Origin of the sequence: Amycolatopsis taiwanensis DSM 45107, assembly GCF_000519205.1 — a bacterium.
Lineage (GTDB): Bacteria > Actinomycetota > Actinomycetes > Mycobacteriales > Pseudonocardiaceae > Amycolatopsis_E > Amycolatopsis_E taiwanensis.
This window is the reverse complement of the sequence record NZ_JAFB01000054.1, coordinates 17,700-43,283: the sequence shown is the minus strand read 5'-3', so window position 1 is coordinate 43,283 and position 25,584 is coordinate 17,700. Positions and strand designations below refer to the sequence as shown.

Genomic DNA, 25,584 nt, shown 5'->3' with positions numbered 1-25,584 from the left:
ACATGCGGGCGCAGGCGGTGACTCGCGGCGACGGCGTCGGTTCCGGTACTCACCTCGCCCACGACCTCGAACCGCGGGTCGGCGCCGAAAGCGCCGCGCAGCCCGGACCGGTAGAGCGGATGGTCGTCGGCTATCAGCAGCCGCGTAGGTGTGCCGTCGAAATCGCTGTCCACAGTCACGGCTCCCCAGAGAATTGGGCCCTGCGCCGAACCATGTCGGCGATCTACGAGGACCTGAAAACCGCGAATACGTCCCCTTTTTGCGGTGCCGGATTCGCTTTTTCTGATTTGCCTGGTGCGGCCTCGGGAAGAATACCCACAGTTCGCTGAGCAGGAGCTGTGTCGTTACCGCACCTTGATCATCTGGAAATCTGGAGGTTACGCTCCTTGGCGTCGTTTGCCCGGAAATCCGGTGATGACCGCGATGCGCGGCTTGGCACTCGTGCTAATCAGATTACCCCGAATCACCCACGTCACCTTGCAACACGTCCGCGGCGACGGGAAAGGAGGCCGAAAACCGCGTTGCCAGGCCACGGTCGCCAGGGTCAGGCCGAACGACAGCCGAAGGTGGCCGCCTTGCGCAGTGAGAACGGCCCGAGCCAGAGGCCGCCGGTCACCAGCAGCACGACGAGTGTGGAGCACGGGTGCTGCCCAAGCTGCCACCGGCGTATCCGGACCTCTGTTCGTCTCTACGCAAGGCTGCGTATGTGCAATGCCGCTTCCTGGCGGACGTCGCACCACGACACGGACGCCATGCTGTTGCCGTGACCGATCACTCCGGGGACTCTCTGGAGGCCCAGCGTGGGGGAACTCGTTCCTGGACGGTCACGCGCCGAAAGCGGCTGCCGCACGAGTGCGCAGCCGACGCGAACCACGAAGGAGATTCGGGCATGACTTCCAGCCGCCCGCCGTCCTCGGCGGCAACCCTGAACGCGATTTTCCTCTTCGTCGCCGCCGCGGGTATCGTCCTGCAAGTCATCGTGGGTGTCCCCGGGTACCCGACGGTGCCGCCCGGCCCGATCATCCTGGCTGCGGCGGGCATCCTGGTCCTCGCGCTGGCCACGCGGGCCCGCTGGGTCCTGTTCATCGGGATCATCGCCCCCGCCTTTGTTCTCGTGGGTGGTTTGATCGAGGGCTCCATCTGGAAGCGGCTGGGCAACCCGGGCGACTTCGGCCCGTTCTTGGGCACTGCGCTGCAGGAAATCGGCGTCGTCGTGGCTCTGATTTACGGGATCGTCGCGGTTACGCACGCGTACCGGAAGGTTACCGCCCACTGAATTGTGTGATCCACCGGCCTGGCCTGCCCGGCTGGGGACCAGGACACACGCCACCGCCGGCCCGATTTCGATGAGATGGAGAAACGGGTCCCACCGGCCTGTGGCCGGGGAGACCCGTTCAGGTGACCGCCTGCGCCGCGGCCGGTGTGTGGTGGCTGGTCAGTGCCCGAGGCCCGCGCGGCGCGCCAGCACCGCGGCTTCAGTCCGGTCGACCACTTGGAGCTTCGCGAAGATCCGCGAGTGGTAGTTACGGACGGTCTTGATCGACAGTCCGAGCGTCCGCGCGATGGCCACGTTTCCTTCGCCGTCGGCGACCATTTCCAGCACCGCTCGCTCCCGGTCGGTGAGCTCCGGGAAGGGAGGGCGTGGCGCGGGCGGCTTGACCAGGTATTCGACCACCCATTTCGCCACCTGGGCATCGAAGAACAGGCCACCGGAAACAATGGTGGTGATCGCCTGCCGGACGTCCTCTGACTCGGTGCCCTTCATCAGGTATCCACGGGCGCCGGCGCGAATCGCCGCGAAGAACGTGTCGCGGTCCTCGAGCATCGTGATCACGATGACCGATGTCCCTGGCCGGCGGGCGACGATGTTCTTGGTGACCTCGATTCCCGACATTCCCGGGAGGTTGACGTCCATCAGCACCAACCGGGGTCTCAGCCGGCAGGTCATCATCAGCGCCTCGTCACCGGTCGGCGCTTCGCCGACCACTTTGAACATGCCGAACTCTTCGAGCAGGTTTCGCAGTCCGTAGCGGTAGAGTGGATGATCGTCGGCGATCAGTATCTCGATCTGCTCACTTTCGGTGTTTCCCACAGAAATGCCCCCAGGCATAAGGTCATGACGTTGACGAAACATTCCCTGGCACGTGGACGGCGTTGTTCGCGTGAGGCGTTCAGACCCTGATCACGCGGACCGGGCTGCTCGTGTTTGCCGTCTTGGGAGTGGCAGCACGGCCAGCGCCATCGCGCCGCTGGGAATGGCCGGCCGCACGGTGCACCGGCCCTCAGCTCTTCCGCGCGCTCCGCCATGTTCGCCAGTGCTTCGCAGTTGCTCACAGGTACGGCCGGAGCCGTCCTTGGCCGGCTCGATGTTGTCCGGACCATTATCCGGCTCGTCGTGGATCTCGGCCGGGTGGTGCGGCAGCTGCCCGGCGACCGCCGCACCCAGGCCTTCCAGCGGCGTGCGAAGAATCGCCGCGAGTCTTCTTACGAAGCCTCCTCCGTCACTCTCAGCGGTTTTCTTCGGCTCGCCGTCCGCATTCGGGTGACCTTGCTTTGGTTTCATTCGGGTCCGTAACAAGGAGGATCGGTTTCCCGAGATAAGGCCGACCATGCACACCTTGCCCCCAGAACATTAGGTAGAACCAATCGTGCCGAACGATAAAGACGAACTTACATGTTACCAGCGGCCCCCATGGCCTCGCAACGGTTCCGCAACGCGGCTTCATGGGGTTGACATGGGCGAAAATCGAGCCGATGGATGCGATACCGGGTCCGCATACGTCAATCGGAGGATTGTTTCCCGGCATGGCTGGGATTGTCACCCAGCGCGACTGGGACCCGTTCAACGGGTGGCACCCCGGCGCCCCGTCGCGCGGGGGGATTCCGACGTCGCGCCCTGCCGTTCTCTGTGTGTTCTGCCAGCGGAAACGCTGTCGAATGCGCCCGCGGGCCTGTTCCGGTCGCACTGCCCTTCGCTCGATTTGGCGGACCGTCAACAATCACCGCCCAAGTGCGACGTGCTTGCGTCCGGGTTGGCCCGTCGTTACCTTGGCCATGGGTCGCCGCCGGGTCAAACGTGTATTTAATTTACGTTAATCCGGCGGCGATCTCGAAAGTCTGGGTCATCGTTTTCTTTCCGGTATTGCCGCGACGGTATCGCGCCGGACGAACCCTTCCGGTCTGCTGGTGCTGGCCCAAAAGGAAGAATGTGGATGATGAATAACTAAAAGCTATTCGCATGTAATTGGGAACGCCTGATTGAAATTCATGGAACAATGCGGATGATTAGGAAGTTCGGAGATCGGGTGCACATCGAGTTCGCCGGTGAGGATAGTCCCGGCGCGGTCGCCGCCCTCCCGGACGATCCGGGTCTTGCCGAACCGGCCGGGGTCCGAGGCGTGGGCAGCCAAGTTCGGACGCGAATTCGGCGCCGCGGGCAGGCGGGTCGAACGACTCGCACCGTCAATTCCGCTTACCTGGACAAATTCGGCGCCCGTGGTCGAGGCGCTGAGCGGGACATGACCGCCCCCTGTCGCCCGGGAACCTTGTCCCTGACGGCGGGGATTCTGTTCCCACTCTCGTGACAGGCTGCGCGTCCTGGTGTGTGGTTTGGCTGTCACGCGGAAAGCGGCATAGGGAGCAGAGCCATGATCACACGACGAATGTTGCTGCGCGGCGGAATGGGGGCGGTTGGACTCGTCGCGGCCGGGTCCGCACCGTGGTACGGATCCGCTGCCTTCGCCAAAACCGCGGACACGCGGTGGCAACGGCTGCGCCGGTACCTCAGCGGCGACGTCGTGCTGCCGGGCGACCCGGCCTACCCCGAGGCCCTGCAGTTGGACAGCGCGGCCTTCGACGACGTTCTCCCGCAAGCGATCGCCTACTGTGAGAATGTCCAGGACGTGCGGACGTGCCTGCGTTTCGCGCACGACCACGACATCGCCGTGGCGGTGCGCAGCGGTGGGCACTCGGCCGCCGGCTACTCCACGACCACCGGGCTGGTGCTCGACGTCTCGCGGCTCAACGCGATCGATGTGGGCAGCTCGACGGTCGAACTCGGCCCCGGCGCGCAAGGCGTCGACATCCTGGCCACGCTGAGCCGGCGAGGGTTGTCGGTGATCACCGGCAACTGCCCGACCGTCTGCATGGGAGGGTACCTGCAGGGTGGCGGGGTCGGCCCGCTGTCGCGCAAGTACGGCGTGGCAAGCGATCGGCTGCTCTCGGCCGAGGTGGTGCTGGCCGACGGCCGGGTCGCGCGGTGCTCGCCGCGGCGGGAACCGGACCTGTTCTGGGCGCTGCGCGGCGGAGGTGGCGGCAACTTCGGGGTGGTCACGCGTTACGAGATCGCCCCGGTGACCACGACGCGGATGGTGAGCTTCAGCCTCAGCTGGCCGTGGGCGCGTGCGGCGGAGGTGATCGCCGCGTACCTGGCGTGGCTGGTCTCGGCACCGGACGACCTCACCGCGAACCTGACGGTGATGAACCAGAATGCCGCGCCCGGGACACAGCCGGCCCTGTTCGTTTCGGGCAGCTGGTTCGGCGCACCGGCCGGGCTGAACCCGCATCTGGACGAACTCGTCTCGGCCGTGGGGTCGGCGCCGGTCAGCCGGCTCGCGGACGACCTGTCCTACGTCGACGCGATGATGCGAATGTTCGGCTGCGGTACCCAGACCGTGCAGCAGTGCCACCGGGTCGGCTACAACCCCGAGGCGACCCTGCCGCGGCAGAGTTTCGTGCTTGCGCGCGGCAGGTTGCTCGAGCAGACCATGACGGCGCAGGCTATCGGCGAGGCGCTCGCCGCCTTCGAGGCCATGCCCGCAGCCGGTCAGTTCCGGGTGATGAGCTGGGGCGGCCTCGGCGGGCAGATCAACCGCACCGGGCCTGCCGAGACGGCCTACGTCCACCGCACCGCGCAGCAATACTTCACATACACGGCGGGCGTGCGGACCCAGGCACCGCCCGCTGAGGTGAAGGCCTCGATCGAGGCGTGGACCGGCGGCGGATTCGCTGTCGCACGGCGTTACGGCAACAATGAGGGGCAGATCAACTTCATCGATGGGCAGCTCCAGGACTGGCGTCACGCCTACTATGGGGACAACTACGGCAGACTGGTGCGGACCAAGCGCCGCTACGACCCGCACGGGTTCTTCCGGTTTCCGCAGGCCATCGGTCAGTGAGCGCACGCCCGGGGACCGTTCTGGCAACCGTGCCGGGATGGCCCCTGGGGCGGCGAACGCTACGACTCGGGGTTTTCGCGCCGCTGGCCGAGCAGCGGCGCACGGCCGACGAAACGTCCGGAGAGCCGGAACCACGCGTGCGCCACGAGGCTTGCCGTGAGCACGGCCAGCGGGGCCATCGGCCAGAAGAACGCGGTGCCCGCGGTCTGCCAACGGTAAACCAGGAGCCCCGTCAGCACGGCCACGACGGCGGCGTGCACGCCGAGCCAGACCTTCGCGTTCCGTGACTCGGGGCCGGGTGCCGGCGCGTGTTTCGATGGCAGGTCCGCTACGAGCCGGTGCAACTCGTAGCGGTAGGTCGCGGAGTAGGCCAGAGCCAGCCGCTGCTCGGCTTCGGCGAGAGACAGCCGCCCCTCGCCGTTGGCCGCCTCGATCCGGTGAGCGGCGTCTTCGCGTTCGAGGTCGGAGGCGCGAACACCGAAGGTTCGCCAGGACTTGTCTACCATAATTGTCAGGATGGCCCAGGGGATCCGCGCGCGCGTCGTTCAGGTTGCGACGTTTTCGGGTACGCTTTTTCGCGTTCCGCGCTCATTGGAAATACGTATTTCGTCGTATTTTTCCGACCGTGCGCCTTTGGTGGATGTCGCGGCGCCTTTCGCTAGGGCTCTTCTCGGCTGGGGGTCGATTCGGTGATCCGGGACAGCAGGAAGGCCACCACCGTGGTGATGACGAGGCCGAGCACGGGGAAGTGCTTGTAGGTGCCGGTTTTGGCGATCAGCCGGCCGGCGACCATTGTGGACGCGGTGATTCCGACCGTCATCGGCAGCAGGAGCAGGCCGGTGCTGGTGGCTTTCGCGCCGACGACGATCTGGCGGAACAGCGGGGTGAACATCAGGATGGCGAACAGTTCGTGACCTCACGACGCTCCATCGCCAATGGCACACGTGCCTCGACGACCACGAACAGTGCGACGAGGAAGGAATGACTGCTCCCTCGTCGCTGCCCTGATCCGGCTTGGTCGAACTGGTGCTTGGTCATCGCGATGCGGCCATAGCCGTCCGCTACCTGATCTTGCGCGTGACCAGTTCGTCGAACTCGCGGTCCGGCAGGGTGCGGTTGAGTTCCAGGAGTTTGTCCGCCATCCAGCCGACCGCGTAGCGGGTTTCCGGTCGGTCGGACTCGATCGCCTGCCGGATGGCCTGGGCGACGACGTCGGTGTCGGAGCCTTCGGACAGGCCGGTCTCGCTGCTCTGGGCCATGGCTTCCGCCATGTGCCGGTAGGCGCCGTTGCCGGAGAACTCCCGCAACTGGGCGGCGGTCTGGTCCTCGAACTCGGTCTTGATGATGCCGGGCTGGATGATCACGACGTTGATCCCGAACGGCCCGACCTCCATGCGCAGCGTGTCCGAGAATGCCTCGAGTGCGTGCTTGGCCGCGTAGTACCAGGAGCCCAGCGGCAGTGCGATCTCGCCGCCGATCGAGGAGACGTTGACGATCGTGCCGGACCGCTGCGCACGCATGTGTGGCAGGACGAGTTGGACGAGCCTGGCCGGCGCGAAGAGGTTGACCTCGAACTGGTCGCGCGCCTGGCTCAGCGGCACGTCCTCGATGGCGCCGTGCAGAACCGTCCCGGCGTTGTTGACCAGGACGTCGATCCGCCCCTGCTCCGCGACGACGGTGTCGACCGCCTGGTCGAGGTCCGCATGAACGCGCGCGTCCATTTGGAGCGCGCGCCCGCCGGCGGCGCGGATGGCCTCCATCTTGTGCACGCGCCGCGCGGCACCGTAGACCATGTGACCCGCGCGCAACAGGCCGAGCGCGGTCGCCATACCGATCCCGGACGAGGCTCCGGTGACCAGACACACCTTCATCGGGCACCCCCTTCTGACTCTGTAGTTTCTTCAAAAGGAAAGCTACTTGCTTTCCGCAACGGTCAACTCAAGACTCGGCAGATTCCTTTATTGTGTGAGGTAGAAGACGAAGAAAGTTGCAACGACCTTGTCGCAATTGCAACTCGCATCTGAAAAAGTTGCAATGACTTGGAGGTGAATCGACCTGAAAACCGTGGAGCAGTTCGCGCTTCGGGTCGTCCACTCCGATCCACGGGTTGAAGGGGCCGAAGTTCCCCGCAACGGCTGGCGGTTGGTACCAGCGGCGCACGTGAGGCGGGGAACTACCGTTCCCCGCCTCGCGTGGTTTCGTGTCGTCGAGACGATCCGGCTCAGTGCCCGGGATGGAGGCTCAGTTCGATGTTGCGGTTGGCGTGGCCATCCCGGCGCCCTCGATGGCGGTGGCGGCAACGGCGCGCATGCGGCGCAGTAGTCGGGTTGTCACCGGGCGAACGTGTGGATGCTGGCCGCCGTGAGAGGCGGCCTCGTCCAGCCAACGTTGCCGTCGCGCCTCGAATGTCGCCGGGTCCGCGAGCTCAGCGCAGTCGAGGGTGTCGTGGTCGAGGTCGACGGTGATCGTGTCCCCGGCCTCGATCAACGCGATCGGCCCACCGAGTGCGGCCTCCGGCCCGACGTGTCCGATGACCAGGCCCACCGACCCGCCGGAGAAGCGGGCGTCCGTCATCAACGCGACAGAGATCCCCTTCTGCCTGCACAGGGCGGTGATGCGCGACGTTGGGTCCAGCATTTCGGGCATTCCGGGCGCGCCCCGCGGACCTTCGTAGCGGATGACGACCATGTCCCGGTCGGCGAACACGTCCGGCGTGTCGATGAGGGCCTTCAGCAGGTCCTGCTCGCTGTCGAATACCCGCGCCCGCCCGACGAACCGGTTGTCCACGATGCCTGTCTCGACACCGGCCAGCTTGATCACCGCACCACCGTTCGGGGCGATGTTGCCCGAGAGCAGACGGAGACCGCCGGTCGGCTTGAAAGGCGCCGCCACGCCGAAGATGACCTCGCCGTCGGGCGCGGGCGGGTCGATGCGAGCGATCTGCTCAGCCAGCGTCTCACCCGTGCATGTCAGCGTCGAGCCGTCGAGGACGCCGTGGTCGAGGAGCTCTTTGACGATCACCGGCAGACCGCCGACCGCGTCGATGTCGACCATGCTGTATCGGCCGAACGGGCGGGCGTTGATGAGGACCGGCACATTCCGGGAGAGCTGGTTGAATTCCTGCTGGGACATGACGTCGTTCCAGAAATCGATACCGGCAGCGCGCGCGATCTCCGGCGCGTGCAGGACCACGTTCGTCGAGCCGCCCATCGCGATGGCCACGATTGTGGCGTTGCGGAACGCGGCGGGCGTGGCGAGGTCACGGGGGGTGATGGCCCGGTCGGTCATGATCTCCAGGCAGTCCACGAGCTGCTCGGGGAACTCCTTGATCCGGCGCGGGTCCTCCGACGCTGGCGACACCATGTGCAGCGGTTCGAGCCCCAGCAGCGCGATGAACGTCTGCATAGTGTTGTAGGTGAACATCCCGCCGCAGCTGCCGTGCCCAGGGCAGGCGTTGCGGGCCCAGCGCTCGCGTTTCTCCGCATCCGGGTCCCCCGCCACCTGGAAGCAACTGACGAGGTCGATGGTCTCGCCGGTCAGCGGGTCCTTGCCCGGGCGGATCGAACCGTCGGAGAGCATGACGGCGGGAACGTTGCGCTCCAGGATCGCTGCGGCGGTGCCGACGGGCGGCTTGTCACACGCCACAACGGCGATCACACCGCGGATGTCATTGCCCTCGAAGTGCAGCGACAGGCCGTCGTTGGTTGTCTCCCTGCCGATCAGGGAGTAGCGCATCTGCGGCGTACCATTGCGCTGCCCGTCCGAGATCCCGCCGGAGTAGTTGGGCGCCAGCAGCCGGACCGGCAGGTCCCGCTCCGCGATACGGCGCCCCATGGCGGCCTGGATGGCGTCGACTTTATCGTTCACGCCGACATAGCAGATGCTGTCGCCCAGGGTTCCCACGACGCACCACGGCGCTCCGTGGATCCGATCGGGGTCCTGCCCCAACGCTCGCGCCGTGGCCACGGCCTGGCAGTCCTGGCCGGGCCGCCACAGGTCTTGGCCGCTCGACTCGCTCATTCGCCCATCTCCTTGTCCTGCGTACTTGTCCGCGAGCGGTTCCTGCGTCTGCACAGCACCGCGTGGAACCTGTCCCCGCCGGCGTCAGCAACAACCCTGAGGCCCGCCATCGGGCCACCCGCGATAGCTGATTCTGGCAGCCCGTGCCGACGCCTTCCGAACTGCAACTCGCGACCGCCGAGTGCGGCTGCTTCTCGCCGAGGACGGCTCCGGCCAACGCCCACGGGCGTCGCCCCGTCGAACCTGGCGGCCCGGCGAAGCTTGTCCCATCGAACCTAGCGATCGGCGCGGCGGGCTTGGACTTCGGCCATCCATCCGGGTACTCGCTCGGTTTCACGCTCGGTCAAGACTATGTTGCGGGAGGTAACGAGTAGCGATGGCGGCTCGCGGGTGGTGCGATCCGCTGCCCTTGGCAGCCGTCATCCGGACTGCGAGACCGCCGGTCGCTTGGCGGCCGTGGTCATGCTCCCGGTCTCGGCCGCGACGGCGAAATAGCGAAGCTGGACGAGGGTGAAGTCGACGTCTCCTGGCATGGCACTCCTTCAAGGCTGACCATTGCCAGCTATCAATCTTGTAGATATTGAGAGCCAACTTTATGTGTTTGACTGTTGCGCCGGACTGGCTGAAGGCTATCTCCCAATGCATCTGGAGCGCCTCACACCGGTGGCGAGTTTTTTCGCGCGAACCCAGATGACCACCCGTCGGCGCTGAATGGCGTGGTAACAGAGAGGCCAACTCTATGGAGAGTGGTTTGGCGGCTCCGACCGTCGAAGTACGCACCATCGATCAAATCCCGGAGAACGAACGACACGGGCGCGCCCGCGACCTGTTCACGATCTGGTTCGGGTCCAACATCATGGTGCTTACCGTGGTCACCGGCGCGCTGTCGACCACGGTGTATGGCCTTCCGCTGGGGTGGGCGCTACTGGGAATCCTGATCGGCAACCTGGTCGGCGGGATCTTCATGGCGTTGCACTCCGCGCAAGGCCCGCAACTCGGAGTCCCGCAGATGGTGCAGACTCGCGGCCAGTTCGGTGTTTACGGCTCACTACTGGTCGTCGTGCTGGTGATCATCATGTACGCGGGTTACTTCGCGTCCAACCTGGTGCTCGGCGGGCAGTCGCTGCACATCGTGGCGCCCGGCGTTTCGGTTCCGTTGGGCATCGTGATCGTCGGTGTGGTCAGCGTCGTGGCCACGATCTTCGGCTACAAGCTGATCCACACCTACAGCAAGATCATGACAGTCACGGCCGGGCTGGCGCTGCTGCTTGCGTTCTGCTGGATTCTGTTCGTCCACGGCGTACCGACCGACCTGTTCGGTCGTGGCACGGTCAGCGCCACCGGGATGCTTGGCACGATCTCGGCGGCGGCACTGTGGCAGATCGCCTACGCTCCGTACGTCTCGGACTACTCGCGCTACATGCCGAAGGGCACCGGGAGCAAGCCGTCGTTCTGGGCAACCTACGGCGGATGCGTGCTCGGGTCGGTGCTGCCGATGATTCTCGGCGCGCTCACCGGCGCCATTGTCGGCGGAGACGACCCCGTCGGCGGGCTCGCGCAGCTCACGCCGGGGATCAGCACCGTGATCCTGATCGTGCTTTCCCTCGGCGTCGCCAACACCAACGCCATGAACCTCTACTGTGGTGTGCTCTGTGTGATCACCGTCGGCCAGACACTGCGGCGGAGCTGGGTCCCGCGCGCTGGAGGCCGGGCCGTGGTCGCGGTGGCCGTGTTCGCCGTGGCGTTGCTGCTGGCACTGGCCGGCAAGGACAACTTCCTGGTCGTCTACCAGAACTTCATCGCCTTGCTGCTCTACGTCCTCACCCCGTGGACCGCGATCAACCTGGTGGACTACTACCTGGTCCGGCACGGCGAGTACGACGTGATGTCGTTCTTCCGGGCCGACGGTGGTGTCTACGGCCGCTTCAACGGCCCCGCGATCATCGCCTACGTCGTCGGGATCGTCGTGCAGGTGCCGTTCTTCTCCAGCGACCTCTACACCGGGCCGGTCGCGGACCTGCTCGGCGGCGTGGACGTGTCCTGGATCGTCGGCCTGCTCATCACCTGCCCCTTCTACTACCTGGCGGCAAAGCGGTGGTCAAGCCGCACCCAGCCGCTGGACCCTGCCGCAGTACCGGCCGACGCAACATCGAACCCCTGACCAGGAGGTCGGAACGTGACCGACGGAAACACCCACCAGCAGTGGAAGAAACTCGCCGCGGACTTCGCCCCCGACGGTGCGGCGTTCATCGGAGGTGCCCGCGTGCCGGCCATCTCCGGCCGTACCTTCGCGACGGTGAACCCGGCCACCGAGGCCACCATCGCCGAGGTCGCGCGCTGCGAGGCCGCCGATGTGGACCGCGCCGTCCGCTCGGCATGTGCCGCGTTCGAGCGCGGTGACTGGTCCCGCGCGGCCCCCGGCGACCGAAAGACCGTGCTGCTGCGGCTGGCTGAGCTCATTCGCGACAACGCCGAGGAACTCGCCCTCACCGAGTCGCTGGACATGGGCAAACTGGTCACCGAGGCCGCTACGTTCGACGTCCCCGGAACCGCGGACGTGTTCTCCTGGTACGCCGAGGCCATCGACAAGCTTTACGACGAGGTCGCCCCCGCAGGACCAGGCAACCTCGCCACGATCCGCCGCGAACCCCTCGGTGTCGTCGGGGCCATTGTGCCGTGGAACTTCCCTCTCGAGATGGCGTCGTGGAAACTCGCGCCGGCGCTTGCCGCAGGCAACAGCGTGGTGCTCAAGCCCGCCGAACAGTCGCCGCTGTCCGCGCTGCGGCTCGCCGAACTCGCCATCGCCGCCGGAATCCCCGAAGGCGTGCTCAACGTCGTCCCGGGCTACGGCGAGGAAGCCGGCAAGGCCATCGGGCTACACCCGGACGTCGACTGCGTCGCCTTCACCGGCTCAGGCGAGGTCGGCAAGCTGCTCCTGGGCTATGCCGGCGAATCCAACCTCAAACAGGTCTGGCTGGAATGCGGCGGCAAGAGCCCGAACATCGTCTTCGCCGACGCGCGCGACCTCGACGAAGTCGCCGACCTTGCCTGCTTCGGGATCTTCGCCAACCAAGGCGAAGTCTGCTCCGCCAACTCCCGGCTGCTGGTGCACGACGCGATCGCCGACGACCTGCTGGGCCGGATCGCCGAGCGGGCCGCCAAGATCCGTCCCGGCGATCCGCTCGACCCGGACAGCACCATGGGCGCGCTGGTCGATGCCGGTCATGCCGACCGCGTCCAGTCCTACATCGAGAACGGACGGCGCACCGCCCGGCTCGTGCTCGGTGGGAACCGGGTCACCGTCGACGGCCGCGGTGCCTTCATCGAACCTACGATTTTCGACCAGGTCCCGGCCGATTCCGCGTTGGCCACCGAGGAGATCTTCGGGCCGGTGCTGTCGGTACAGCGTTTCACCGACGAGGACGAGGCAGTACGCATCGCCAACGACACCGTCTACGGTCTCGCAGCCTCGGTATGGACGCAGGACATTTCACGGGCACACCGCGTCGCCGACCGGCTACGAGTCGGCACCGTCTCGCTCAACACCGTCGACGCTCTGAACCCGATCACCCCGTTCGGCGGCTTCAAGCAGTCAGGTTTCGGCAGGGACCTGTCGCTGCACTCCTTCGACAAGTACACCGCGCTGAAGACCACCTGGCTGAAGTACTGAACCCGTGCCGGCCCGGTAACGCCCGGCCACGTGTACCCAAAACCAGTTCCGGAAAAATCTTCTTCATGTTTCGAAATAAAGAAACGCGTTCGTGTCGGAATAGTCAGATCGTTCTTCTGCGCAATCGCATGGTCTTTGTCACACGTGCACTGGAAGGTTGTCAAATGAATCAAGTGATTTTATAGTCGGCAATAACTTTACTTGGGACTCGACTACCGGGTCCCGCTGGTACAACGAGTACTCGACCGGGCGGCTCGCCGCATAAATTGGCCACAAAAAGGCTGTCCGGAAAACGCGAAGCCCCTCGGCAAACAAAGGAGAGACAACAATGCGAGGACTGGACGGGAAAGTCGCGTTCGTGACCGGCGCCGGATCGGGCATCGGACGTGCTTGCGCGCTGCGACTGGCCGAGGAAGGCGCCGCGGTCGCCGCGGTCGACATCCGGCGCCCGGCCGCCGAGGAAACCGCGAAGACCATCGAAGCCGCGGGCGGTACCGCGGTAGCGGTCGAGTGCGACGTGGCCGCCGGCGAACAAGTCGCCTCCGCCGTCGCGCAGACGGTCGAGTCACTGGGCGGGCTGAACGTGATCGTCAACGCCGCCGGCATCCTCGCCGCCGAAGGCGACGTGGTCGCATGCTCGGAAGACGACTGGGACCGGGTCATGGCGATCAACGTCAAGAGCATCTATTTGACCGGCAAGCACGGCGTACCGGCGATTCTGGCCGCCGGTGGCGGGGCGATCGTGAACATCGCATCGGTGTTCGGCTTCACCGCGCTGCCCGACGAATGCGCCTACGACGCCTCCAAGGGCGCGGTGCTCAACCTCACCCGGCACATGGCCGTGCAATACGCGACGTCCGGGATCAGGGTCAACGCGATCTGTCCGTCCGACTGCGACACTCCGCTGCTGAACGCCCTGCTCGGTGACTCCGATATCGAAGCGGAAAAGGCAAAGCTCGCCGAGCCGATTCCGATGGGTCGCTTGGCCAAGCCCGAAGAAATCGCAGCCGGCGTGGCCTTCCTGTCTTCGGCCGACGCCGGATTCGTCACCGGCGTTGCCTTGCCGGTCGACGGCGGATTCCTGGCCCGATGAGCGCAGAGAAGCCGGCTACCGTCGGGATCGCCCAGTGGACTCCCACACCGGGCGATCCCGACCGGAATGAGGCCACCGCCACGAACGTGGTCGCCGCGCTCGCCGAACAAGGTTGCACCGTGGTCGTGCTGCCCGAACTGTGGGTGTGCGGGTACCGTCCCGAGTCGCTGGCCGCCGACGCCGAAGCCGCCGCCGAATCGGTCGACGGGCCGCGGGCACAGCGTCTTTCGGCACTCGCCGCCCGGCACGGTGTGCTGCTCTGCGCCGGCACCATTGTCGAATCGGCCGGTGGCCTGCTGTACAACACCGCGTTGTTGTTCGACCCGGCCGGAGAACTCGTGTTGGCCCAGCGAAAAGTGCACCTCTATCCGCCAGGTGGTGAGCCCGGCGTATTCGCTGCGGGTACCGGGTTCGGCACTGCCGAGACCGCTGCACTCGGCCGGGTCGGCTGCGCGATCTGTTTCGACGGTGATTTCCCGGAGACGGCGAGGGAGTTGGCCGCCGCGGGTGCCGGTGTGGTGCTGGCCCCCGCGGCTTACGAAGCGAGTGCGGCGTCCTGGTGGGACACGTTGTATCCGGCACACGCGATCACGAACGGTCAGTGGTGGATCATGGCCAACCAGCAGGGTCGACCAGGACTGCCGATGCTGGGTGGCAGCCGCATCATCGCACCGGACGGACGCACCGTCGTGGCGGCCTCGCGCCGCCCCGGCGCGGAACTCGAACTGCTCATCGGCCGGATCGACGTCGATGCCGAGCGCAGACATGTCGCGGAGGCAGTGCGACTGCTGCGCAGGCCCGTTGACGACTCCTCGAACCAGTAGATCCGCTTCAGGCGTACCGCCGCTTGCGAAGCGGTAGCGCACCTCCTTGCGGCTGACCGCGACCAGCAAGGCCACCAGTAACGGGATGGTCTGGCCGCGCAGGTGGATACGGCGTTGATACCGCTGTGCCAGGTCGTCGAGGCCACCTCGCGGTCGGCGGGTGGCCTCGGGCAGGCTCGCGGTCAGGATGTGGCGAATGGGACCCGCGTCCAGGTGAGCACCTGCGGCCCCTTGGGGTGCACGGTGACCCGCAGGTAGTTGTTCGCTCCAGCCGAACCGTCGACGGTGACCCGGGTTAGGTTCGGCGCCGGCGTGTCGATGCCGTAGAAGGACAGCCATTTCGAGCCGGCGGCAAGCGGATTGTCGCTGTTGAACACGTGGCTGTCGCCGTTGAACAGGTACACCGGCCCGGGGAACGCGGCCGACTCGCGGGCGATCGTGGCGACGATCGGCTGGAACCCGTAGTAGTCGGCGAAGGTCGGGTTGGGCACGGTCGGGTCGAACATGTCCGCCTGTAGAAGCAGCGTGACCGCCTTGTCGTGGTGTGCGCGGGCGTCGGCGAAGGTCTGCTGGATCTCGTCGATCGCCGCGGAGGTACGGGCGAGTACCTCGGCTGTCTGCTCCGGGGTGGGCGCGCTGTTACCGGTCCATGGGGCCAGGCTGTCGTTGCTGCCGACCACGTGCAACGCGCCGAAGGAGATGCCGGCTCGCTCCCAACGCACGTTCTCTGGGATGCCAAGGCGGTCTTGTGACTGCACACGGGGGCTTTGCTGCCCGAGCGTGCGCCCGGCATCAGGGAAGAATACCTGCCGAATCTTCGCCAGCCGTTCCAGCGGGTTGTAGCCGCCGTTGTTGGGACGGTGGCAGTCGGTCCATTCGTTGTCACCTATGGTGTAGACCAAGGGAACGGCGAACTTGTCGAAGTTCGATTTGATCATCTCGAAGTACTCGTCGCTGCACACGCTCGAGCCGTCCTTGATGTCGCCGACGTGGTTGACCCACTGCACCGCGGGGTCGGCGTTGATCTGCGCGATGACGTTCGGGAAGTTGGCGATCTGCGCGGCACCGTAAGGAATGTCCCCGATGACCGCGAAAGTGTAGCCATCATCACTGGCCGGCGCCGCGGTGGCCGTTGCCGGTCCGCTGGAAAGGACCGTCGCGGTCAGTACGCCGACTCCGATCGCGGCCAGCGCTGCCCGCTGCCACCTCCGCCGTGATCTCCACACGATGAACTCCCTGTCTGCTCCGGACCGAGGTCGCGCCGCGGTGCGATCCGTGATGTGCACCAGAGACTGCCATGGTCGGCTGACCGGCAGATGACGCCGACATGAACGCCAGGCCCTCGCGCGAACCGCCGGATTCGGGGCAATGACGGTGATATCGGCCCGATGCTCCCCGCAATCCCGATGATCGTTTGAACCTGTGCCTCGCCAAAATTCGCAGCGTCCTTGGCCGTGTGGTGTGCTTCTGCGGCCCGGCGACGGGTCGGGTTGCCGGGCCGCGGGGACGGTGGTCAGCCGAAGTCGGCGTAGCGGGCGTCGCGCCAGGCGAGGGCGGCGCCGAGTCCCTTGGTCGCCACGAGTTCGGTGAACTCGGTGCGCTCGGGGGTTGTGGCGGAGTTGAGGACCGCGGCGATGTCGTGGTTGGCTTCGACCGCGTCGCGCAGGCCCATCGCCTCGTAGGCACGGGTCAGGGCGCGTTTGGTGTAGCGCAGAATGGACAGCGGGGTGAGGGCGATCTTCCGCGCCAGGAGATCCACTGTGGACTCAAGATCGCCGGTGGCAACCACCCGGTTGACCAGCCCCAGGGCGAGGGCGCGCTGAGCGTCGACGACGTCGCCGGTGTAGAGCAGCTCGTTGGTCGCTTTCTGGCCGAGCAGGAAGGGCATCAGGAGCGTGACCGGCCCGGAGCCGAAACGGATCTCGGGTTCGCCGAACTGGGCGTCCTCGGTGGCGACCAACAGGTCGCACGCCATCGCCAGCTCGCAGCCCCCGGCCAGGCACCACCCGGACACGGCTCCGATCACTGGTTTGGCCAGGCCCCAGACCTTCATCGTGAGGCCGATGTTGATGGACAGGCCGGTGTGCCACTGCTCGGCGGTCGAAATCCCCGCCTCGACCTCCTGGGAAATGTCGTAGCCGACGCTGAACGCGCGGGCCCCGCCGCGGAGGATCACGACCTTGACCGAGTCGTCCTTCTCGACGGCGTCCAGGGCGCCGATGAGCTCCTGCATGACCTCGACCGAGAGCGCGTTGAGCTTCTTCGGCCGGTCGATGGTCAGCCAGGCGACGTTCCCGTGGATCTCGCGCTGGATGTACTGGGTGTCGGTCATGGTGCACCTCCGGTGGTGTCGTGCGAAACGGCGGCGTGGCGGGCGCGCAGCGCGCGTTTGTCCACCTTGCCGACGGGGGTGAGGGGCAGGTGCTCGACGCAGATGAACACGTCGGGCACCCAGAAGGGCGGGAAGCGCTCGGCGAGGTGGGCTCGCAGCTCGGTTTCGTCGACCTGGCCGCCTTGGCGGGGGACCAGCACGGCGACGGGGCGTTCCGTCCACTTTGGATCAGGGCGCGCGACGACGGCGGCCGCGGAGACGGACGGGTGCGTGCACAGGTGCTGTTCGAGTTGCGCGGAGATGATCCATTCGCCGCCGGACTTGATGAGGTCCTTGTGCCGGTCGTGCAGCGCCAGCCGGCCTGCCTCGTCGAGTGAGGCGACGTCGCCGGTGTCGAACCAGCCGCCGGGAGCGCCGTCGCGGCCCCCGACGACGAACGGCCCCCGCACCTCGAGTGTGCCGTTCTCGCCCGCCGGCCCCGGACTTCCGTCGGCGCCGACGATGCGGCCCTCGACGAGTGGAATGAACCGTCCGGCGCGACTGCTGGGATCATCGCGCTCGTAGGTGCTGACCGCGAGCGTCTCGGTCATGCCCCACGCTGTCGCGACGCTCGCGCCGAGGACGTCGTGGACGAGGTCCACGACCGATCGGGGCACGACGCTGCCGCCGGTGAGAACCTCTCGCAGCGCCAGGGGCGCCGCGAGAGAGTGCTCGGAGACGTGACGGCACACATCGAACCACACGGTCGGCACCGCCGCGGCGACGGTGACCCGCTCGACGGTCAGCAGTTGCGTGACCCGTTGCGGTGCCAGGTCACCGCCGGGGAGGACGAGCGCCGCCCCCGTCAGTGCGGCGGTGAACGGCAGACCCCACCCGTTGACGTGGCAGAACGGCACCAGTGGCAGCACCCGGTCGCCGGCCCGCAGCCCGGACGCGTCGGCCGAGCTCTGGCTGAGCGCGTGCAGGACCACGTCGCGATGGGTCACGCGGTAGCTCTTGGGCACCCCGGTCGTCCCGCTGGTGTGGAACAAAAACGCCGGAGCGTCCTCCCGCGGCGTGACGGCGGCGGTTCCCCTGGTCTTCTCGGAGGCTTCCGCGGTGGTCTGCGCGATGTTCTCGAGCGCGCTGGCCTTAACGATCCGCAGACCGTCGTGGGCGAGCTCCTCGACCGCGGCACGGGCGGCGGGGCCGATCGAGCGGTGGGTCAGCACCTCCTCGTCGACGACTAGGAGGCGCAGGCCGTCGCGGCGGGCCTGGGCGATGAGCATCTCGCAGCTCAGCCGGACGTTGAGGCTGCTGAGCGTGGCGCCCAGGATCGGAACCGCGTACATCAGTTCGAGGTGCTCGAGGGTGTTGAACGCGAGCACGCCGACCGTGTCGCCCCGGCCGATCCCGAACCGCTCGTCCAGTCCCGCAGAGAGCCTGCGGATGGCGTGTGCGAGGTCGGGGAACCGCACCCTGGCCCCTGCTGCGACGACTTCGGAGCCGGAGTGCACGTGCTCCATTCGCCACAGCAGGTGCTCCAGGGTCAACGGGACGGTCACGACTCCGCCAGGATGGTCGTGACCTGGACCGGCCCCGCCAGGGTGTCCCGGATCGGGGATCGGCGCTGCACGGCCTCGGTCAGCTCCTGCAACTGCTGACGGGTCGCGGAGGGCGACTCGGCGTGCACGGTCACCCGGATCTCCCGGGCGCCGGGACGGGCGTCGTTGTCCAGACCGAGGAAGGCCTGTAGGTCGAAGTCGGCTTCCAGCTCCAGTCGCAGCGACGACAGTTCGATGCCGCGGACGGTGGCGTTCGCGGCGAAGGTGACCGAGTAGCAGCCGGCCAGTGCCTGCAGGATGTATTCGGCGGGACTGGCGGCGTGGTCGGTGCCCAGCAGGGCCGCGGGCTCGTCGGATTCGAGGACGTAGCGGGAGGTGCGGGTCTCGACGGGCGCGCCGGCCTGGCGCAGCTCGCCGGTGGTGGCGCGCTGGTGGCAGCCGCTCTTCCAGTCGGCGTCGAGGGTGAAGGTGACCTGGGCGAGTTCGGGCTGGGCGCGGACGGCGGCGATCGTGGCGTCCAGCGCTTCGCGGTCGATGCCGTTGGGGGCGGCGGTGGTTCCGTTCATCGGAGTTCTCCTATCTCGATGGTGCGGGTGGTCGCGGCCGCCGGGGCGACGGCCGCGTAATCCGTGCTGTCGGTGCTGGCACGGAAGGTTTCGGGAGCTAGGTAGGCGCAGACACCGGTGATCACACTGAGCACGAGGCAGTAGCCCACGACGAGCCACGGCTTCCCGCCACCAGCGGCGAGCAGGCTGCTGGCGATCAGCGGCGCGAGGCCGCCGGAGAGCACGGAGCCGAATTGGTAGCCCATCGACGCACCGCTGTAGCGGACGTTTGTGGGGAACAGTTCGGCGAAGAAGGCCGCCTGCGGTCCGTACATGGCGTCGTGGAACAGGTTGATGCCGGCCACCATGCCGAGGGTGATCAGCACCGGGTTGCCGGTGTCGGCGAGCAGGAAGAACGGGGCGATGAACATCGCACTGGCCACCGTGCCGAACAGGTAGAGCGGCCGGCGGCCCCATCGGTCCGACAGCCACGCCCAGGCGGGCACGGTCGCCAGGCTGATCGCCGAGGCGACCAGGACCGCCCGCAGTCCGACGGTGTCGTCGGCGGAGCGTGCGATGTAGGCGATGCCGAACGTCGTGTACAGGTAGTAGAGCGCGTTCTGCGACAGTCGCATGCCGGTGGTGAGCCACACCGGGCGCCGTTGGGTGCGCATGACCTCCACGAGCGGTCGCTCGGGCAGCTTGTTGTCCTGCTTCATGCGGGTGAACGACTCGGGTTCGCTTATTTTGACGCGGATCAGCAGCCCGACGATCACCAGCAGACCACTGGCGAGGAACGGGACGCGCCAGCCCCAGGAGAGGAACTGCTCCCTGGTCAACATGGTCTGGCCGAGGGTGAAGGCACCCGCGGCCATGAGCATGCCGGCGGAGACGCCGATCTGGGTGAAGCTGCCGTAGAACCCGCGCCGGCGGGCGGGTGCGCTTTCGACCGAGACCAGGGCCGCGCCACCCCATTCGCCGCCGACGCCGAAGCCCTGCGCCAGCCGCAGCAGCACCAGCAGCAGCGGTGCTCCCACGCCGATGCCGGCGTAGGTCGGCAGCACACCGACGAGTGCGGTCGCGCCGCCCGCGATCAGTAGCGAGGCGACGAGCATCGCCTTGCGGCCGATGCGGTCGCCGACGTGGCCGCCGACGAGCGCGCCGAGCGGCCGGGCCAGGAACCCGACGGCGTAGGTGCTGAAGGCGGCGATCAAGCCGAGGACGGGGGAGACGCTGGGGAAGAACAGTGGGCCGAACACGAGCGCCGCGGCGCTGCCGTAGAGGAAAAAGTCGTACCACTCGATGGTGGTGCCGATGAAACTGCCGAGCGCGACCATGCGTGGCGAGCTGGTGCGCCGCGTCGTTGCTTGCGCCATGAAGTCACCGTTCCGTTCGGCGGACGAGCCGTCGTGGACCGTCCGCAACTGCGGTGGACAAGGGGCCTGCGCGCGTTTTTGGCCTGATGAAAGGAAAACAGAGCTGTTCGGGGCCGGGCAACGACCAGATCCCCACAGCGGTCTGCATTCGTGCACACCGCTGTGGTCAGCGGGGCGGGCGCAGCCCCTCGTAGCCGGTGACGAGTTCGTGGATGGCGGCGGACATCGCGCGCACGCGGGCCAGCCGTGCCAGGTTGCGTGGCACCAGAAGCCAATAGCTGTGCGGCACGGAGTGGGGGAAGGCGTCGACGCGGCGCAGGCCGTCGGCGGTGTCACCGATCCACGAGGGCAGGAAGACCCAGCCGAGGCCCTGACGGCCCGCACAGATCTGCCCTGAAATCGTGTTGGTCAAATAGACCGGCCGCGCCGCCGGCACGGCCTGGAAGAGCGTTTCCAGCGTCGGCGCGCACAAGGCGTCCTCGGTGTACCAGATGAACGGGTCGCCCTCGAGATCGCCGGCCGAGGAAATCGGACTGTGACTGTCGAGAAAGGACGGTGCCGCGTACAGGCGCAAGTCGTAGTCCGCCAGTCTGCGGGCGTTCACCGCGCGGGTGACCGGTCGTTCGATGGTGACCGCCAGGTCGAACTCGCGTGTGGACAGCGACGCGTGGACGTTCGCGATCACGAGCTCCAGGGAAAGCGCCGGGAACGAGTCCGCGAGGGTGCCGAGTTCGGGGGCGAGCAGGAAGGTGCCGAACCCGTCGGGGGTGATCATCCGTACCGCGCCGGTGAGGTATCGCCCGGTCTGCAGGCAGTCCTCGCGGGCGGCGAGCACCGCTGCCTCGACGGCTTCGGCGTGTTCGAGCAGGCGGGTGCCGGCCGGGGTGAGCACCCAGCCGGAGGGTTCGCGGTGGAAGAGGCGTTGCTCGGCGGTGCGTTCGAGGTGGGCGATGTGCCGCCCCACTGTGGTGTGGTTCAGGCCGAGGTGTTTCGCGGCCTCGGTCAGGCGGCCGCGGCGTGCGACCTCGAGGAAAATCCCCAGATCGTCGGCGGAGATCATGTGGTGCTCCTGCCCTCATCGGCGTCGTCGCTGGAGGGTGATTCAAAAGTCCGCGTTCGTCGATCGCGCGTTTTGAACAACACAGCGGATTCAGGGGCGCGGTTTCGGGAATGGGCGTTCCCGGTGGGCGGGGAGGCCGGGCGCCGCCCACCGGGAACGGTTCAGGCGCGGCCCTGGCCGGGTTCGGATGCGCCGATCAGGACGGCGGCATTGCCGAACACGTCCTCGCCGCGGCCCATCGCGGCGTGGGCGCCCGGGATGTCGGAGAACGGGATCGTGCGGCCGACGACCGGGTCGATCGTGCCGGCGCGGATGAGGTCGTTGTAGGCGTAGGCCTGCTCGTCGTTGGTGCCGTGCGAGCCCTGCAGCCGCTTCTGCCGTGTCCAGTGGTAACGCAGGTCGACCATCGCGTCGAAGCCGGTGGTGCCGGCGCAGATGACGACCATGCCCCCGGCCTGGCACAGGAAGATGCTCGTCGGGATGGTCGCGCCGCCGGGGTGCTCGAACACGATCGCCGGGTCCTCACGGCCACCGGCGATTTCCCAGAGCTTCTTGCCGAAGGCACGGGCACCGGCGGACCACTCCTTCTGACCGGCCTTGTCGTCGACGAGCGGGGGCACGCCCCAGTGGTTGTAGTCGCGTCGGTTGATGTAGCCGATGGCGCCGTATTTCATCGCGTACTCGCCGCGCTCGTCGTCGGACACCACGGCCACCGCGCGGGCGCCGGCGGCCCGCACCAGTTGGGAGGCCTGGGTGCCCAGGCCGCCGGAGCCGCCCCAGACGAGGACGAGGTCGCCCTCCTGCACGGTGTTGCCGGCCCAGCCATGCAGCATCCGGTAGGCGGTCGTGCCGACCAGCGTCGGGGCGGCTGCCGCCGCCCAGGACAGGTGCTCGGCCTTGGGCATCACCTGATGGGCCTGGACGCGGGCGAACTGGCCGAAGGCGCCGTAGTTGGTGTCGTAGCCCCAGATCTTCGCGCTGGGCGCGATCATCGGGTCCTTGCCGCGGGCGATCCATGGGTCGTCGGCGTCCCACACCCCGGGGTGGATGACGACGTGCTGGCCGATCTCGATGCCGGCGACCCCGTCGCCGACGGCGTAGACGATGCCGGCGGCGTCGGAGCCGCCGACGTGGAAGTCCTCGGGCTCGCCTCGCTTCTGCCGCACCGCGACCTGGTCGACCGGGTAGCCGCGGGCGGCCCAGACGTTGTTGTAGTTGATGCCGGCGGCCATCACCGCGATCAGCACCTCGCCGGGTCCGATCCGCGGGGTGTCCACGACCTCGGGCTGGAATGCGGCAGCCGGGTCGCCGTAGCGGTGCGGGCGCACCACTTGGGCATGCATGCGCGGTGGCACGACACCCACCGGCGGCAGCTCACCGATCGGGGTGATCTCCGCGCCGGACGTCACGACACTGCGACGGTCCTCGTCCTTCATCCGCGAACTCCTTTGTCCGATGTGTACTCGCTCGCCCAGCGGGGCGACTTGTCCTTGTCCACCAGCACCGCCCGCACGCCTTCGACGAAGTCGGCGCTGCGGGTGACGACGCGACCGGCCCGCAGTTCGGCGTCGAGACATTCGGCGAGGGAACGCTCGCGGCCCCGGGTGAGCAGGTCGAAGGTGACCGCGAGACTCGCCGGGGACATCCGATCCACCGTGGCGAGCGTGTCGCGAGCCCACGGCGTCGCGGACGCCGCGAGCCGCCCCCGGATCTCCGCCAAGCTCGCGGCGCCGAAGCAGTGGTCGATCTCGCCGCGGTGCGCGGCCAGCTCACTGGGCCGATCCGGTGCCCCGGCGACCTGCCGGAGCACCTCGTCGACGCTGCGCTCACCGCGCTCCCGGAGCAGTTCGGGAATCTGCCCGGCCTTCTCCGCGGGAGAGTAGTGCGTGGCCAGCCCGACCTCGAGCGCCTCGGCGGCGCCGACGCGATGGCCCGTCAGCCCCAGATACATCCCGATCGCGCCGGGCAGGCGTGGCAGGAAGTGACTGGCGCCGATGTCGGGGAAGAACCCGATCCCGGTCTCCGGCATGGCGAACACGGCCGCATCGGTGACCACCCGGAACGGGCCGTGCACCGACAGGCCGAGCCCGCCGCCCATACAGACCCCGTCGATCAGCGCCACCACCGGATGCGGATAGGCCGCGAGCGTGGCGTTGACCCGGTATTCGGTCGCGAAGAACTCCTCGCTCTCGGCGTACCTGGCGGCCAGGGTGTTCTCCCGGATCGCCCGGATATCCCCGCCGGCACAGAACGCGCGGGCGTCGGTGCTGTCGATCAGGACCGCCGTCAGGTCACGCTTTCGCCACTCGGCCAGGACTTCCTCCAGCCGGCGGACCATGGGCAGGGTCAGAGCGTTGAGAGCTTTCGGGCGGTCCAGCCGGATCCGCCCGAGCGTCCCGTCGAGCCGTGTTCGGATGCCGTCGGTTTCAGACATGGGTCGGCATGGCGAAGTCGGTGCTGATCCGGTGGTCGCCGGGCCAGCGCGTGGTGGCGGTCTTGTTGCGGGTGTAGAACCGCACACCCTCGGGGCCGTGCACGTGGTGGTCGCCGAACAGCGAGCGCTTCCAGCCGCCGAAGGAGTGGAAGGCCATCGGCACCGGGATCGGCACGTTGATCCCCACCATCCCGGCCTTGACTTCGGCCAGATAAGTGCGAGCGGTGTTGCCATCGCGGGTGAAGATCGCGGTCCCGTTGCCGAACTCGTGCTCATTGACCAGCGTCAGCGCCTCGGCGAAACTGTCCGCACGCACGATCGACAGCACGGGGCCGAAGATCTCCTCGCGGTAGATCCGCATCGCCGGGGTGACGTGGTCGAACAGCGACCCGCCGAGGAAGAATCCGTCGCCACTGTCCGGAATCTCGGCCGTACGACCATCGACCACCAGGTCGGCGCCTTCCGCGACGCCGGTGTCGAGGTAGCCGGCGACCTTGTCGCGATGCGCCCCGGTGACCAGCGGACCCATCTCCACACCCGGATTCAGGCCCGGGCCGACCTTGAGCTCGGCCAACGCCTTGATCAGGCGTTCCCGCAGCCGTTCGGCGGTCTCGGCGCCGACCGGCACGGCCACGGAGATCGCCATGCACCGCTCGCCCGCCGAGCCGTAGGCGGCGCCCATGAGCGCGGACACGGCCTGGTCGAGGTCGGCGTCGGGCATGACGACCAGGTGGTTCTTCGCGCCGCCGAGCGCCTGCACGCGCTTGCCGTTCGCGGCCGCGGTGGTGTGCACGTACCGCGCGATCGGCGTCGACCCGACGAAGCTCACGGCCTCGACGCGCGGATCGGTCAGCAGCACGTCCACCGCGGTCTTGTCGCCGTGCACGACGTTGAACACCCCGTCCGGAAGCCCGGCTTCCTTGAGCAGCTTCGCCAGCTCGACGCTCAGGGTGGGGTCCTTTTCGGACGGTTTCAGCACGAAGGTGTTCCCGCAGGCGATCGCGACCGGGAACATCCACATCGGGACCATCGCGGGGAAGTTGAACGGCGAGATGCCGGCCACGACACCGAGCGGCTGCCGGAAGGTGACCGCGTCGACCTTCCGGCCGACATTCTCGGAGAACTCGCCCTTGAGCAGGTGCGGTATGCCGCACGCGAACTCGACGACCTCGAGCCCGCGGGTCACCTCGCCGCGCGCGTCGTCCCGAACCTTGCCGTGTTCGGCGGTGATGATCTCCGCGAGCCGGTCGGCATGCTGCTCGACGAGGTCGCGGAAGCGGAACAGCACGCGGGCGCGCACGTGCGGCGGGGTGCGCGACCAGCCGGGGAACGCGTCGGCCGCCGCCGCGATGGCCGCTTCGGTTTCGGCGGCGGTGGCGTAGGCGACCCGGCCGGTGACGGCACCGGTGGCGGGATTGAACACGTCGCCGCGCTGCGCGCCGTCGCGGGCGGTGGGAGCACCGCCGATCCAGTGGTCGATGGGGGTGGGTTCAGTGCTGGTCATCGTTG

General features: G+C 67.5%; 22 protein-coding genes. 7 read left to right on the top strand and 15 right to left on the bottom strand.

Annotated elements, in window-relative coordinates; all coding sequences use genetic code 11:
• Positions 1 to 889 precede the first annotated feature (889 nt).
• The gene (locus A3CU_RS0132890) at positions 890 to 1,276 is read left to right on the top strand and encodes a hypothetical protein (protein WP_027945836.1); all 387 of its coding nucleotides are present in this window, start codon (positions 890 to 892) and stop codon (positions 1,274 to 1,276) included.
• Between the two features lie 159 nt (positions 1,277 to 1,435).
• On the opposite strand, the gene A3CU_RS0132885 is transcribed toward A3CU_RS0132890, so the two are convergent.
• A complete protein-coding gene (locus tag A3CU_RS0132885; RefSeq protein WP_027945835.1) occupies positions 1,436 to 2,092 on the bottom strand; it encodes a response regulator transcription factor in 657 nt (218 codons plus the stop codon).
• 213 nt (positions 2,093 to 2,305) lie between these two features.
• On the opposite strand from A3CU_RS0132885, the gene A3CU_RS0132880 reads away from it, so the two are divergent.
• Positions 2,306 to 2,575: a hypothetical protein gene (locus A3CU_RS0132880; RefSeq protein ID WP_027945834.1), complete on the top strand. Its 270-nt coding sequence runs from the start codon at positions 2,306 to 2,308 to the stop codon at positions 2,573 to 2,575.
• Between the two features lie 1,072 nt (positions 2,576 to 3,647).
• Entirely contained in the window at positions 3,648 to 5,177 is a 1,530-nt protein-coding gene (locus A3CU_RS0132875; RefSeq protein ID WP_027945833.1) for an FAD-binding oxidoreductase, read from the top strand.
• Between the two features lie 59 nt (positions 5,178 to 5,236).
• Here A3CU_RS0132875 and A3CU_RS0132870 read toward each other — a convergent pair whose 3' ends face one another.
• The 5 genes from A3CU_RS0132870 to A3CU_RS52980 form a co-directional block, all read right to left on the bottom strand.
• A complete protein-coding gene (locus A3CU_RS0132870) occupies positions 5,237 to 5,683 on the bottom strand; it encodes a DUF1707 SHOCT-like domain-containing protein (RefSeq protein WP_027945832.1) in 447 nt (148 codons plus the stop codon).
• Between the two features lie 152 nt (positions 5,684 to 5,835).
• Positions 5,836 to 6,069: an MFS transporter gene (locus A3CU_RS0132865; RefSeq protein ID WP_027945831.1), complete on the bottom strand. Its 234-nt coding sequence runs from the start codon at positions 6,067 to 6,069 to the stop codon at positions 5,836 to 5,838.
• A 169-nt stretch (positions 6,070 to 6,238) separates the two neighbouring features.
• Positions 6,239 to 7,048, bottom strand: a complete 810-nt coding sequence (locus tag A3CU_RS0132860; RefSeq protein WP_027945830.1) for an oxidoreductase — start codon at positions 7,046 to 7,048, stop codon at positions 6,239 to 6,241.
• Positions 7,049 to 7,418: 370 nt separating this feature from the next.
• Complete coding sequence (locus A3CU_RS47900; RefSeq protein WP_043843395.1) at positions 7,419 to 9,197, bottom strand: dihydroxy-acid dehydratase domain-containing protein; 1,779 nt, start codon at positions 9,195 to 9,197, stop codon at positions 7,419 to 7,421.
• A gap of 419 nt (positions 9,198 to 9,616) precedes the next feature.
• On the bottom strand, positions 9,617 to 9,730 hold the full coding sequence (locus A3CU_RS52980; RefSeq protein WP_211246576.1) for a helix-turn-helix domain-containing protein: 114 nt from the start codon (positions 9,728 to 9,730) through the stop codon (positions 9,617 to 9,619).
• A 218-nt stretch (positions 9,731 to 9,948) separates the two neighbouring features.
• On the opposite strand from A3CU_RS52980, the gene A3CU_RS0132845 reads away from it, so the two are divergent.
• From A3CU_RS0132845 to A3CU_RS50245, 4 genes are all read left to right on the top strand, one after another.
• On the top strand, positions 9,949 to 11,358 hold the full coding sequence (locus A3CU_RS0132845; RefSeq protein ID WP_245617455.1) for a purine-cytosine permease family protein: 1,410 nt from the start codon (positions 9,949 to 9,951) through the stop codon (positions 11,356 to 11,358).
• 15 nt (positions 11,359 to 11,373) lie between these two features.
• Positions 11,374 to 12,867, top strand: coding sequence for an aldehyde dehydrogenase (locus A3CU_RS0132840; protein ID WP_027945828.1), 1,494 nt, complete (start codon positions 11,374 to 11,376; stop codon positions 12,865 to 12,867).
• 328 nt (positions 12,868 to 13,195) lie between these two features.
• Positions 13,196 to 13,960 (top strand): SDR family NAD(P)-dependent oxidoreductase, encoded by a 765-nt coding sequence (locus A3CU_RS0132835; protein ID WP_027945827.1) that lies wholly within the window; start codon positions 13,196 to 13,198, stop codon positions 13,958 to 13,960.
• On the top strand, positions 13,957 to 14,784 hold the full coding sequence (locus tag A3CU_RS50245) for a carbon-nitrogen hydrolase family protein (RefSeq protein WP_052372581.1): 828 nt from the start codon (positions 13,957 to 13,959) through the stop codon (positions 14,782 to 14,784). Before A3CU_RS0132835 ends, A3CU_RS50245 begins: the two co-directional genes overlap by 4 nt.
• 182 nt (positions 14,785 to 14,966) lie before the next feature.
• On the opposite strand, the gene A3CU_RS0132825 is transcribed toward A3CU_RS50245, so the two are convergent.
• From A3CU_RS0132825 to A3CU_RS0132785, 9 genes are all read right to left on the bottom strand, one after another.
• A complete protein-coding gene (locus tag A3CU_RS0132825; protein ID WP_156960684.1) occupies positions 14,967 to 16,010 on the bottom strand; it encodes a metallophosphoesterase in 1,044 nt (347 codons plus the stop codon).
• Between the two features lie 287 nt (positions 16,011 to 16,297).
• Positions 16,298 to 17,116, bottom strand: coding sequence for an enoyl-CoA hydratase/isomerase family protein (locus A3CU_RS0132820; protein WP_027945825.1), 819 nt, complete (start codon positions 17,114 to 17,116; stop codon positions 16,298 to 16,300).
• Entirely contained in the window at positions 17,113 to 18,660 is a 1,548-nt protein-coding gene (locus A3CU_RS0132815; RefSeq protein ID WP_027945824.1) for an AMP-binding protein, read from the bottom strand. Before A3CU_RS0132815 ends, A3CU_RS0132820 begins: the two co-directional genes overlap by 4 nt.
• Positions 18,657 to 19,226, bottom strand: coding sequence for an OsmC family protein (locus tag A3CU_RS0132810; protein WP_027945823.1), 570 nt, complete (start codon positions 19,224 to 19,226; stop codon positions 18,657 to 18,659). Before A3CU_RS0132810 ends, A3CU_RS0132815 begins: the two co-directional genes overlap by 4 nt.
• Complete coding sequence (locus tag A3CU_RS47890; protein ID WP_084144083.1) at positions 19,223 to 20,581, bottom strand: MFS transporter; 1,359 nt, start codon at positions 20,579 to 20,581, stop codon at positions 19,223 to 19,225. The genes A3CU_RS0132810 and A3CU_RS47890 overlap by 4 nt, the downstream gene beginning before the upstream one ends.
• A gap of 166 nt (positions 20,582 to 20,747) precedes the next feature.
• Positions 20,748 to 21,641 (bottom strand): LysR family transcriptional regulator, encoded by an 894-nt coding sequence (locus tag A3CU_RS0132800; RefSeq protein ID WP_027945822.1) that lies wholly within the window; start codon positions 21,639 to 21,641, stop codon positions 20,748 to 20,750.
• Between the two features lie 161 nt (positions 21,642 to 21,802).
• Positions 21,803 to 23,077, bottom strand: coding sequence for a crotonyl-CoA carboxylase/reductase (gene ccrA / locus A3CU_RS0132795; protein WP_052372579.1), 1,275 nt, complete (start codon positions 23,075 to 23,077; stop codon positions 21,803 to 21,805).
• The gene (locus tag A3CU_RS47885) at positions 23,074 to 24,075 is read right to left on the bottom strand and encodes an enoyl-CoA hydratase/isomerase family protein (RefSeq protein WP_052372577.1); all 1,002 of its coding nucleotides are present in this window, start codon (positions 24,073 to 24,075) and stop codon (positions 23,074 to 23,076) included. The genes ccrA and A3CU_RS47885 overlap by 4 nt, the downstream gene beginning before the upstream one ends.
• Positions 24,068 to 25,579, bottom strand: a complete 1,512-nt coding sequence (locus A3CU_RS0132785; RefSeq protein WP_027945820.1) for a CoA-acylating methylmalonate-semialdehyde dehydrogenase — start codon at positions 25,577 to 25,579, stop codon at positions 24,068 to 24,070. The genes A3CU_RS47885 and A3CU_RS0132785 overlap by 8 nt, the downstream gene beginning before the upstream one ends.
• Between the last annotated feature and the right edge of the window lie 5 nt (positions 25,580 to 25,584).